9 protein-coding genes are annotated in these 12,578 nt (G+C 35.2%); 4 read left to right on the top strand and 5 right to left on the bottom strand.

The genetic code is table 11. The annotated features are described in order from the left end of the window. Positions 1–542: 542 nt before the first annotated feature. Entirely contained in the window at positions 543–920 is a 378-nt protein-coding gene (locus F6K27_RS19175) for a transposase (protein ID WP_287277958.1), read from the top strand. 300 nt (positions 921–1,220) lie between these two features. On the opposite strand, the gene F6K27_RS19170 is transcribed toward F6K27_RS19175, so the two are convergent. After that, complete coding sequence (locus tag F6K27_RS19170; RefSeq protein ID WP_287277956.1) at positions 1,221–1,553, bottom strand: transposase; 333 nt, start codon at positions 1,551–1,553, stop codon at positions 1,221–1,223. Positions 1,554–1,943: 390 nt separating this feature from the next. Then, positions 1,944–2,243, bottom strand: a complete 300-nt coding sequence (locus F6K27_RS19165; protein ID WP_124146707.1) for a hypothetical protein — start codon at positions 2,241–2,243, stop codon at positions 1,944–1,946. Between the two features lie 1,062 nt (positions 2,244–3,305). Here F6K27_RS19165 and F6K27_RS19160 point away from each other — a divergent pair. Beyond that, a complete protein-coding gene (locus F6K27_RS19160; protein ID WP_287277954.1) occupies positions 3,306–5,069 on the top strand; it encodes an iron uptake porin in 1,764 nt (587 codons plus the stop codon). A 492-nt stretch (positions 5,070–5,561) separates the two neighbouring features. Here F6K27_RS19160 and F6K27_RS19155 read toward each other — a convergent pair whose 3' ends face one another. The 3 genes from F6K27_RS19155 to bchM all read right to left on the bottom strand — a co-directional run bounded on the left by F6K27_RS19155 (position 5,562) and on the right by bchM (position 9,255). Beyond that, a complete protein-coding gene (locus F6K27_RS19155; RefSeq protein ID WP_287277953.1) occupies positions 5,562–7,643 on the bottom strand; it encodes a serine/threonine-protein kinase in 2,082 nt (693 codons plus the stop codon). Positions 7,644–7,800: 157 nt separating this feature from the next. Beyond that, positions 7,801–8,181, bottom strand: coding sequence for a DUF423 domain-containing protein (locus F6K27_RS19150; protein ID WP_287277951.1), 381 nt, complete (start codon positions 8,179–8,181; stop codon positions 7,801–7,803). Between the two features lie 387 nt (positions 8,182–8,568). Beyond that, entirely contained in the window at positions 8,569–9,255 is a 687-nt protein-coding gene (bchM, locus tag F6K27_RS19145) for a magnesium protoporphyrin IX methyltransferase (RefSeq protein WP_287277949.1), read from the bottom strand. 1,195 nt (positions 9,256–10,450) lie between these two features. Between bchM and F6K27_RS19140 the strand changes: the two genes are divergently transcribed. After that, positions 10,451–11,710, top strand: a complete 1,260-nt coding sequence (locus tag F6K27_RS19140) for a type II restriction enzyme (RefSeq protein WP_287277948.1) — start codon at positions 10,451–10,453, stop codon at positions 11,708–11,710. A gap of 427 nt (positions 11,711–12,137) precedes the next feature. After that, positions 12,138–12,341 carry a DUF751 family protein gene (locus tag F6K27_RS19135; protein ID WP_287277947.1) on the top strand — a complete coding sequence of 68 codons (204 nt, stop codon included), beginning with the start codon at positions 12,138–12,140 and terminating at the stop codon, positions 12,339–12,341. Positions 12,342–12,578 lie beyond the last annotated feature (237 nt).

The following is a 12,578-nucleotide window of genomic DNA, read 5'->3' as shown; positions in this document are numbered from 1 at the left end:
CAATTATTAACTGTAAATTGTAAATACCTGAACAGGCATCCTGAACATTTTGACAAAGACGCGATCGCGACAGCGTCACGGAGTTCGAGCGCGTAATTTATGAAAAATATAGGTCATACAGTCGCTGTAATACTATTATAGATTTGTATGTAGTATGTAAATATACCAGCGCACATTGCTATAAATATAGAACAGTACATGAATTGGTCAGATATCGGCTGAAAAGTAAACTGAAAGTACCACGACCCCTAAGCATTAAGCAAAATGTAGAAGAATTTGAAGAGTTAAAAAAAACTAGAGAAAGAAAATCTTAAAAAAAATAACAATTAAGGAAAAACAAAATTTAAGAGCTGAGAAAATTAGATATTGGTGTGAAGACGTTTGCGTAGCATTCCGTAGGAAAACAAGAATTGGCCTGAAAACTATCACTGGTAAATTATTAACAGGAATGGGTATTAAACCCATAGGGAAACACCAATGGTTGTTTAAGTATTTGTGGCTTTATGGCTTGATAGAACCTAAAACAGGAGAGAGTTTTTTCTATGAATTTAGCCCTAAACGACACAGTGTGTATGGAAAAATATTTGGAGTTATTTGCCGAAAAATATCCTGATGATTTACATATTATTCAATTAGACAATGGGCCTCTACATCAAAGTTTAAATATGTCAATTCCTGAGAACATAATTTTTTTATTTCAACCTCCTTACTCTCCAGAATTAAACCCTATCGAAAGGTTATGGTTAGAAATAAAAAGAAAATTAAAATGGGAAATATTTGAGAATTTAGAGCAGCTCAGGAAAAGGTTGACATCTATAATTACAGGATTAACTTCACAGACAATAGAATCTCTAGGGGGATGGGATGTCATTTTAAAGGCTTTATTAAAGGCTGGAATTTCATCCATAATTTACTTCTAGGTTTGACATCTTAATACATAGTTTATGCCTACAGTCACCTAGTTGATATCTGGCATATATTCTTAAATTTTAGCCTTTTTTTTCGATTTTCGTAATCTACTTCCCTATTCCTTATTTTGTGACTGCAGTAATGTTCAATTGCATTTATATGACTATTTTCTAGGCATTAAAGTTCTGCAAGTTTTCCATCGCAATTTATAAATTTTTTCCTGAACACCCTGATTAATCAGCAATTGAAACCTCTCCTGACTCTATAGCAAGTATGGGTAGTTTTTATATGGTTATTTTGGTTTTTGGTAGTTAAGCGATCGCAACTACTCTGTGGCGATCGCTTAATAATTTTATACCTATTCTATTGTAACAATATTTTTTGAAATTGGTATTACATCTTTCCATCCAGGAATTGGTTCTTTCTATCACCCACCTAGCTGTGACGGGTACAAATCCTGTTTTGCCTTGTTGATTCTTTTGAGCTTTTAATGGTTTAGGCGACAGTTTCAAGGGAATATTCGTCAGAATTGCCGGAGCAACTTTTTTCAACTCCTCCATAATTTTTTGAGGATGATATCCATTTTGACAGTCAAAATAGTTAGGAATTGTCCCCCAAATCCCATCGTTAATTGATTTACTCAAACGGGTCTTTGCTAGTCCTTTTATGTTTAAGTTTTCATGGGCAATAACATCCGCTTTTGATCACAATTCATTGGCTGTTTTAAAATGAAAGTCTTTACGTCGATCGGCGACCTTTTTATGTTGTTTGGCTACAGCTAGAAGAGCTTTGAACCATCTTTTACTACCTTTCTTTTTAAGAGATCAACGTTTCTGTAGAGTTTTTAATCGCTTTTGAGATGAGCGATAGTATTGAGGAATTGAAACTGAGCCTCCATGGCTTGTTACCAAGAAATCTTTTAATCCCATCTCAATGCCTAGGGTGTTTTCTGTTGTGGGTTTAACATCACAATTAAACGTAGGAACTGATTTATCCTCCAAAGTATTATTACATAATACCCATCAGCTTTACGGCTAATCGTAGCAGATAAAGGAGTGAAAACCATCTGGTAATCGTCGATGTTGAATTAATTTTACCAGGCCAATTTTGGGTAAATTAATCTTGTTTCCTTCCAGACAATCTTGTTTGATTTGAGGATAAGTAAAACTACGATAACGACCAATTCCATTAAACCTTGGTTTGCCTAATCGCTGCCCGTTTTTATCTGCTTTAAACCACCTATCAAAAGCTAGTTTTACCCGTTTAATGCAATCCTGGCATACCTGAGAATGAATTAATTTGTACTCAGGAAATTTATCTTTGGTATGGACCAAATCCTAATTCTTACGAGTAATAATCTGGGTGATCTCTCAACTGAGGAATTGGCATTATTAACGGAGATGAATTGGCGGGTCAGCTAACAATCTCTCCAGTGGCCTCATTGACATCCAGATGTAACTTACGCCGTTAGCTCGTGCGATGCTGTTAATCCGTTGTTACCCATTAAGTCGGTTTGAAAGTGAGAGTGCGTGTTTAGGTTTTGGCAGTGAGGAAAGGTCATCAGCAGACAAGGTCATCAAGGGACATAGAACGCTTTAGCGCTGCTAGATCATCATTAGGCACGAAGGAACTACATCTATGGTGTCTGACCGTGGTCGATGGAAAAAGACTAACGTCTAGAGTAGGCTTGGAGATAGTGGCCAAGTTTGAGCATTACAAACAGTAACTTCAAAAAGACTCGACCAAGGGTAAAAAGTTTATTAACCTAGTCAGGTCTCGAACTGTGGCCCTTATGCTCCGGCGACTATTTCAGGACTTGAAGAAAAACTGTATAGATTGAACTAAATTAGCTTTTGACTTTGTAGAGTAAAAAAATATCATGTCTGGTATTACCTAGTCATACTCCTGGAACAATAGGCAGAAAAATAAAATAAATCAAATATTACATTCAAGATAGTTGCACTATTGCGTAAGAGGTGCTAACCTTCTTGGTAAAAAAAGGTAACTATGTCTACTGTATCTAATTATTCAGAAATACTTTGAGTCTACTGATAGTTCTAGTGAAGTTTAGACATATTTATCTAATATCTAAATTGTTGTTACACTCAAGGGCGATACTTAACTTGTCTTTTTTCAGGATAAGTTTTGTGTAAAAACTACTAGGAATAATTTTATGGAGAAAAATATTCTATTTGTTTATGCCATATTTTAGAGCATTGAAGCCCTTAATTCTCTAATGCTAAATAATTTTAGATATCTATCTCCAGATTAAACCAGATTAAACTTAGCTAACACTAAGACTTCTGTTAAGAAAATAAATTGGAACAATCAATAGTAAAATCTACTCTAAACAGTAGGGTTGTTCATTGGTTATAAAAAGGTGTGAGGAGAGCAAAATGACAAAAATTACCCTGAATGTTCTAAAACAGACTTCTGGTGTATTCAGTATCGCCACTTTACTAATAGCTAATTCTGCTTTAGCAAATCAGGTTTCTGTAGAACAACTGGCTAATGCTCAAGATGTTAATACAAATACAACTAACTATTCAACTACTTCATCTGAACTGCCCACAGAATCACAAGGTGATACCTCCTCAGAAGAAGTAGAAATACCAGGAGATACTAGATTACAAAATCTAAAAGATCCTTCCCTGAAGATTCCTGGAGCAGAGTTAGAACAAGTAGATCCCATGGGACAAGTAACATCTGTGACTCAATTATCAGATGTCCAACCCACTGATTGGGCTTTTCAAGCTTTGCAATCTTTAGTAGAACGTTATGGTTGTATTGCTGGTTATCCAGATGGTACTTACAAAGGTAATCGGGCGATGACCCGTTATGAGTTTGCTGCTGGTCTAAATGCTTGTTTGGATCGAATTACAGAATTAGTCGCAGCAGCAACAGCAGATTTAGTGACTCGTGATGATTTGGCAGTATTACAGAGACTGCAAGAAGAGTTTGCTACAGAATTAGCTGAGTTGCGTGGCCGTGTTGATGCTCTGGAAGCTAGAACGGAGGAGCTGGAAGCCAATCAATTCTCAACAACTACCAAACTGGGTGGTGAAATTTTATTTTGGTTGAGTGATACCTTTGGAGAAAAAGCTGGGGGACGTGGACTACCACGGAGTGACGAGGATCGAACAGAGGCGACTCTTTCTTATCGGGTTCGTTTAATTTTTGATACCAGTTTTACAGGTAAAGATCGCTTGAGAACTCGTTTACAAGCTCGTAACGTTCCTAACTATAGCGGTCGAGATTTGACGAATAGTTTGATGACTCGTCTATCTACAGATGACGACCTAGATGATGATGTGACTCTCAATAAATTGGCCTATCGCTTTCCTTTACTCAACGATAAAGCACAGGTAGAGATAGCTGCTAATGGCTATGGTATTGATGACTTTGTGGCACCTATTAATCCTTTTCAAAGTAGTGGTGCTGGTTCTTTTTCTAGGTTTGGACGATTCACCCCTACTTACTATCGTGCTCCTTCTGATGCGGGTATCAAATTTGCCTATGCTTTCAGTGATGCGATTGAGATGACTATAGGTTATGCTGTACCAGATTCGGAAGACCCTCGAGAAGGTAGAGGTATTTTTAATGGTGGGTTTAGTGGATTTGGTCAGTTTACAATTGAGCCAAACGATAAAATAGCTTTTCAACTAGGTTATTTGCGTGCGTATCATCCGAAAGGAGATTTGAACTTAACTGGAAGTACTGGTAGTTTTTTGGCCAGAGATCCTTTTGATGACAGAAGAAGTACAGCAGACAACCTCAACTTTGAAGCTCAGTGGAAAGTTAATGATTGGTTTCAAATAGGTGGTTGGGCTGGTGCCTCATTTGCTCGTCCTGAAGATGATAGTGATGATGATGATATCACTATAATCACTGGCGCTTTGACCTTAGCTTTTCCAGGTCTATTCAGAGAAGGTAGTTTAGGAGGTATCATTGTTGGTGTACCACCAATTATTACTGATGGTGGTGATGATGATGATTTAAAAGACCCAGATACATCTATACACATTGAAGTATTCTATCGCTTCCAAATGAACGACAATATTGCGATTACTCCTGGTTTGTTTGTGATTACTAATCCTAATCACATTGAGGATAATGAAACTCTTTGGGTAGGAACTATCAGGACTCAATTTAGGTTTTAGAATATTACTAAAACCTGAATTGACTAAGCAAAACAAAGAAAGTAGGGTAAATAAGAAATCATCTTTTTTTCCTACTTTTGCTTTTTGTGTTAGTTCAGTCTGTAGAGTAAAATTTTTCTAGTTATAGCAGTCGAAGCAAAGGGCGCGGACATATCAAAAGCTTAAAACTCAGACAACGCAAGGTTTTTCCTTCTTCCTTCTTCCTTCTTCCTTCTTTCTCCTGCTATAATAATATTATTTCTGGTTGAACACTTACTAAATAAACGGAAACAGGAAACAGGGAAGATAAATAAACCAAAGAAGAAAAGAAAAAGTTTTTATCTATTTTAACAGGTTCGTTTAAAACTCCCAATCTTAGAGGGAAAAAGTGTGTGGTTGGTGTTGATGGCAGGTCTCGCGATAGAGCAACTTCCCTTAATTACCCTCCACCATACACATGAATTCCGCAGTTCCGACCCAGGAAGTTAAGTGATTAAATCAGCGGACAGAATATTATGGTATTCGCCAGACCTTAATAGTTTGATCTGCACTTCCACTAACTAAGGTTTTACCATCAGGAGTAATAGCAAGAGAACTTATTGATTCAGAATGACCAATCAATGTTTGTAATTTCTCCTCTGTAATTAGATCCCAAATAGTAATATTTTCACCGGCAGCTACTATTTTTTGGTGATCAGGAGTGAAAACAATAGATTTGACTGCAGCTATATTTGGTTTAATTACACTTTCTTTTTCCCCTGTGTTTAAATTCCATAGTATAATAGTTCCATCTTCACTTCCACTAGCTAAAGTTTGATTATCTGGACTGATAACGACCGTACTAACTGCCTTGGTATGTCCCTCTAGAGTTTGTCTACGAATACCCGTACTAACGTTCCACAGTCTAATGGTTCCGTCATTACTACCACTAACTAAAATAGTCCCATCTCGGCTAAAAGCTAAAGTATTTACTTCATGTTCTTGATCTGGTATCCAGGTAAGCATTCGACTACTTGTTTGGATATTCCACAATTTCATTAATCGATCACTACCAACACTTGCTAATGTCTGTCCATCTGGGCTAATGGCCACTACATTCACTTGGCCTTGATGAGCCAGAATTGTATCTATTAGTTTACCTACTCCTAGATCCCAAAATTTGATAGTTTGATCGGCACTACCACTTACTAATATTTGACCACTAGGACTAATTGCTAGAGTAGTTACTTGAGCTGTATGAGCATCTGCAATGTTATTTTTTAATTCCTCAGTCTTGAGGTTCCAAATTTTAATTGTATTAGAGCTACTTGTAGCAAGAATTTGACCATCTGGTGTCAGAGCGATCGCATTTACTGGTCCTAAATAACCATTTAAGGTATTCTGCAAAAATCGACTACTATTCAACCCTCGTAACAATAGGATTGGATCTGCAGGAAAAATTCTATAGCGCCAAAAGCCATAAAATTGAGAGGTTGCTACTGCCAATAGCAACATTGTTAACCCGATTATCAGATTATTTTTTAATTTAATGTTTGACTGATTACGTGACTGATTACGGGATATTTTTGTCTTGAATTTTGTTCTAGATAAACTTCTTGTTTGAGTTTGGTCTGTTGGCAATTTAGTGTTTTCTTGGCCTCGTTTAGTCTGCTTAGAAGGGGAAGGCATTCGATAATTTTCTTTACCAGAACTATCTCCGGTATCAATTTCTGCTAGGCACTGCAAAATCATGGCTGGAGTTTGAGGCCTATTTCCTGGGAAAGGAGCCATCAAATAATCAACTATATCTGCCAACCTCTTTGATATGTGAGGAGCATATTTTCGCCATTGCAATTTTCCCGAACGAGGATTTTCTGGAAAGGCCGTGGGGGGTTTACCTGTTAATAAATAGACAAAAGTCCGCCCTAGAGCAAAAAAATCTGATTGAGGAACAGCTTTGCCATTTGTTTGCTCTGGGGCAGTATATCCTGGTGAGACAATACCTGTAACATTTTCCCCCTGACCTACTTTGACTAAGTAAGTTTCAGATACCTCTCTGACAGTACCAAAATCTATCAACACCAATTGGCCATTTAGTCTACGCATGATGTTGTGGGGCTTAATATCTCTATGGAAATAATTTTGCTGATGAACTTTTTCCAATATTTCCGATAATTGTGTCAGCCAATCTACTGCTTGAGCTTGATTTATTGGCCTATGGCGACGACTTTTCATCCAATCCTGTAAATTTGCACCACCAATAAATTCCATTACGAGGCAGTGTATAGATTCATCACTATTTTCTGGGAAAAATGTAAAATAACCATCTTTTTCTATCTTCGGAATCCCAGGGTTTCGTAAACTGATTAGTACTTGTGCTTCCTGCTGAAACAGAGATACAGCTTTTGGATGACTTTTCAGTAATACTTTTAGAACTTTTTTTACACCTTGATCATCTACTAAATAAGTTTTCCCAAAACCTCCCCCCCCAAGGGGCTTAATCACGCGATACCGATTTTGCAGCAACAATTGTGAACCACATTGACAACAAGTGCGTTTACCAGCATTTAATGGGTCAGACGGATTGGGGCAGTTGGGATTAAGGCAGTAACTCACAGAAGCCAGATACCCAGATTTGTATAGCTTTGGTTTACTACACTATAGCTCGAAGTTATCTTCTTTAAAACTTTTGGCAAAATATTGTTCATTATTTGCTGATTTTTTGACTTGAATATCTTTAAATATTTCTATAAATAATCAAAATAATCAATTTTTATAGTTTTAAGTTCCAACCAGCGACTGCCATACATCCCCATCCAATAATCAAGGCAATTCCACCTATGGGCGTAATAGCTCCTAACCATTTAATTCCTGTCAGACTTAAAGCATATAAGCTCCCAGAAAAAATTACTATGCCAATAATAAAAGCATAGCCAGCCGCCACCATTAATCCTTGAGGTAACTCTTCAATAGTTAATAAAAAAGCCACCATTAACAAAGCTAAGGAATGGTACATTTGTAAACGAGCACCTGTCTGAAAAATGTCTAGAAAGTATTGACTAAACTTTTCTTTCAAAGCATGAGAAGCAAAAGAACCAGCGACTACAGACAAACCTCCTAGAATAGATGCTATTACTAAAAAAATTCTAGTCATTAATTTTTTACCACTGTGTCATTTTAACGAAGTCAGAAGTCATAAGTTGTTTTTGTAAAGGGGATTTGAGCAAGCCTCTAAAAACATTTCGCCTTAAAAGGCGGGGTGGCGCGACCCAATTATTTTGATCAAATTAACCCTAATTTTTATCTATTTTTATCTTCACTACTTTTCTCAAAATATTGATAATATTCCTAATGTAGTTGTTATTTAATATTAAAGTTGAGCATTTAAGCTATATAACTTATTTGTCACAGTCAATGGAGAATATAAAATCTAAATAACTCTTAGGTTAATTCAAATTTTAGTTACAAATGTAGTTATACTATATTTATTTTTAGTACATTAAGTACCAATTTCAATATTCTTTAACAATTATTGAACTTACTAACGAGTAGCTTCCAGTAAACGAGAGTAGTAGAAGCTAGTGCTGTTCATTGCTTGTCTTTGGATAGAAAAACCATTACTTTCTATAATTTTGATAATATCAGCTTCACGATGCTGATAAGCGCGAGTAGTTTTACTTTGTCCAGGAAATAACTCACCTACTTTTTTCAATAAACTTAAAGCTAAAGTTTTTGGTGCAAAGCTAATAATAAGTCTGGATTCTGCTAAAGAAATCAAATGATTAATCATATCTGCAACTTTTTCTTGAGGATAATGTATCAGCACATCCAAACAAATAACTGTATGATATTTACCACTTAAAGTTTCTAAATCTTGAGCAACAAAATTAACGTTACCCATACTAATTAAACTAGACTTAGCAAGTTGATATGCTTCGGCGATCATCTTTTCTGATATGTCACTACCATAGATAACTGCTCCAGCTTTGGCCAAGGGAATACTCAAACTACCAACTCCACAACCTGCATCGCAAATTGATAAACCGGATAAATTCCCATCTTCTTGTAGCCAACTGAGAACGTTATCAACGGTTTGTTGATGTCCTTTTCTAATATCTAATTGGACTTTATTTACTTGGCCTTCTCCATAAATTCTTTGCCACCGCTCAAAACCAGTGGAATTGAAATATTCCCGAACAATTATTTTGTCGTCTGTCCTACTTTTCATGTCCACCTAATGCTAAAATACTTCTCAACTAAATTTACAAAAGTTTGTAAACTATCCTAGTCTAAACAAAATAGTCAAGCCAATTTTTAGTTTCTCAAACGTACTTTTCCAGAATCATGGGGGTAATAATTGACAAAAGTCATAAAAAATTAGACATTCCGAATGGAAAGGATAGTTTAAACGCAACTCGATTATTATGACCTATCTTAAGGGCAAAAAATTGTCACCATGATCAACTCTCAAAAATTTTGCTTGATCGGCTCCTCAATTTTAACATACCTGTCATTTTTATCTTGACATAGTCGAACCTATACCAGTAATAAGATTTTTGCTGAAAACCATAAATATTTTGAGAGTTAAAAATGAAAAATATAAGTTTTTCAAACACATTTTACTTTAACAAATAAGTCTGTTAAAAATAGTGGGATAGGTTTCACTAATAACATTAATTCATAGGATTTTATATTGGGAATAAATTGAAAAGAATTAAAGTATTAAAATTACTATATCAGATGAACAATAGCATAACTAAATTTTTGAATTTAGGACTGATACCTATAATTAATTGACTTGATTTTGCAAAATATAGCACCTTTGATTTAATCTACATATATTGGAATTGTCGGACGTTCTCCTAAGTTCCATGAAAAATAAACTTGATGAAAACTAAAAAATAAAAGGAATAAACCTATTAATTATCCAGTGATAAAAAAAGCTAAAAAATGTGAACAAATGAAAGATAAAAATATTCTGATTTAGACCATTTTTTGAGTCAATTTACTAACTTTTAATATCATGTTCGTTGTTATCATTTGTGTAAACCCAAGCTTGAATGTCTACAGGAAATTTAAGTAAAATTTTTCAAGCTTTTCAGCCTTCTTCCCTATCTCCTAGTTGCGTGGCAAGATGCCCCGCCTCAGCTTTCTTCCTTACCGAAAAATTGTGGTCTAAAGCCTCCCTTTTTAAAGGGATAAAAAGCGGTCGATCTTCGGAGCTTCCCGTACGGTGGGATGGCGATCTTCGGAGTGGGTCTGCAAGAACGGGTCTCCTCGCTGGCCGACCATCGACCAAGAAAAAAGAGACTATTCCTTATTTCAAGCCTCCTTATTGCAGAGGTACTGATAAATAGATAACTGATAACTGAAATGACCCTTACCTTACAATACTGATGCTACCAGACTGAGATAAATTAGGTATGACTAAAAATGACGTAGCATGGAAAAAGTTATTTGAAAAATATCAAATCTTAGAAGAGGTAAATAAAAATGGCTTATTCAAAATAGAAGCATCTCAAATTAATCAGGAACGAGAAAGCAGACTCATGGCAAAATTTGACCATGTTGTTAACTTACCAGAAATATTTAAAGAGAATTGTCTATCTATTTTACCAATTTCTCGTTCTCAATATATTATTGGTCACTTTAATATACACTTACCAGTCAAATATCATTCCAAACTTGAAAGTATTCATTGGCAGTTTCCCAGAGAAATAGAAACAATAGATTACACTAATTTATATTCTGAAAGTTCGGCATTACTATGTGCATTTAACATCGGTATTATTGATGATTTAGTTGGCTCAAAAACTAAATTTACCGTTTCTGGCAGAATGTCTACTGGAACTTTTTATTTTTACATTAAAAATTCTATTAATAATCAGTCATATTCAATTAATGTTGCTAACTCTCAGTGTGAAATAGATGCAGGTTTTGAAACTGACGATCGTTTGATTTTAATCGAAGCTAAAAACTATAAGGTTGAGGATTTTTTAATTAGACAACTCTATTATCCATATAGATTGTGGTCAAAAAAAATCAGTAAGAGAGTTGTACCAGTATTAATGACTTACTCTAACGACATTTTCAGTTTTTTTATTTATGAATTTGTAGATATATCAGACTATAACTCTATCACCTTGGTAGAAAATAAAAATTATGTAATTGCTTCAGAGAAAATACAAATAAGCGACATAGAATTCCTACTAGATCAGATCAAAATAATTCCTGAACCGCCAAAGATTCCATTTCCACAAGCCAATAAATTTGAAAGATTAATAGACTTAATTTCACTACTATTAGAAAATGATTTAACTTCAGATGAAATTACAGAAAATTATCAATTTGATGAGAGACAAACTTATTATTATACAAGCGCAGGAAAATATTTAGAGCTAATAACAAAACAGGAAAAAACTTTTACACTAACAAACCAAGCCAAAGATATTTTTTGTCAACGACATAAACTTAAATATTTAAAGCTCATCGAAAAAATATTGGAACACGAAGTATTTAATCAAGCTTTTAAACTATCCTTAGAAATTGCCCATATTCCCTCAAAAAAACAAATAATCCAACTTTTGTGTGAAAATCATCTAAAAATAGGAGATAAAACTAGAGAAAGACGAGCTTCTACTGTAAAAAGCTGGATAGATTGGATATGGTCACAAATTGACTAATTAGGGCTTGCTGATTAAATCTAAAAGTCTTTACAGATAAAGGTTTTAGTCTTTTTTTTGCCTTTAAAAAGTACCTGGTTTTCAGCTCTTCACGCTCAAAAAGGAGCGTATTTTAGGCGCATAGTTGGGCAGAAAAATCAAGGGACAAAACTTAGCTCCTACTTCCTCGCTCCCGACCCTTTTCTCCTGTCTTCCCCTCCCAGGAGGGGAGGGGTTAGGGGTGGGTTGTCTCCTACCCTCACCCATAAGACTTTTTCAGCAAACCCTAATTAGATATTAAACTAATATTGTACATAGCAAGGAACGAGTTGGTTAGGGCATAGATTGATGATCAATCTTAGACAGAGAGAGAAATTATTTTCCCACTGTTACCTGTTCCCTGCTCCCTGTTCCCTGCTATAGAGTTAAAATTTTATCAAACAAAACAATGCAAGATTTCTTCAACAATGTCTCTCGCTACCCACGATACTTTATTACCATTACCCTCGGAATATTCTTTTTTCTATTCGATCAACTTAAGCCACTATTAAATAAACCTGTTACGGCGATCGCTCTGATCGGTCTAATCATGGGGACATTTGTTTTTCTAGTCTTAACTCTACAAGCTATGTTAGGTATAAATCCAACCTAAGAAATAGTAAATTTATGTCTTTCTTAAACTTCTACACTACTAATCTGCTAAAATTGCTGCATTTTTTATAGCATTTACTAAGGGAAATAAATAGACCCCCTGCAAAATTGACAGTCAAATAAATTCCTATCCACAAATCCTCAATTTATTTGGCTTTTGACTTTTAACTTTTGACTTACTTAATAGAAGAAGTCTAATGAGTGGTCACCTAATGGTTTGCACGATAGATTGGAAGAT

The organism is Okeania sp. SIO2F5, assembly GCF_010692685.1.
GTDB lineage: Bacteria > Cyanobacteriota > Cyanobacteriia > Cyanobacteriales > Microcoleaceae > Okeania > Okeania hirsuta.
The sequence above is the reverse complement of the archived record's forward strand: the minus strand, read 5'-3'. Positions and strand labels throughout refer to the sequence as shown.

Coding starts and splice junctions, on each gene's coding strand:
- F6K27_RS19150 (WP_287277951.1), bottom strand. CDS start 8,181: ATGACTAGAATTTTTTTAGTAATAGCATCTATTCTAGGAGGTTTGTCT.
- bchM (WP_287277949.1), bottom strand. CDS start 9,255: ATGAAAAGTAGGACAGACGACAAAATAATTGTTCGGGAATATTTCAAT.
- F6K27_RS19140 (WP_287277948.1), top strand. CDS start 10,451: ATGACTAAAAATGACGTAGCATGGAAAAAGTTATTTGAAAAATATCAA.
- F6K27_RS19135 (WP_287277947.1), top strand. CDS start 12,138: ATGCAAGATTTCTTCAACAATGTCTCTCGCTACCCACGATACTTTATT.
- F6K27_RS19160 (WP_287277954.1), top strand. CDS start 3,306: ATGACAAAAATTACCCTGAATGTTCTAAAACAGACTTCTGGTGTATTC.
- F6K27_RS19175 (WP_287277958.1), top strand. CDS start 543: ATGAATTTAGCCCTAAACGACACAGTGTGTATGGAAAAATATTTGGAG.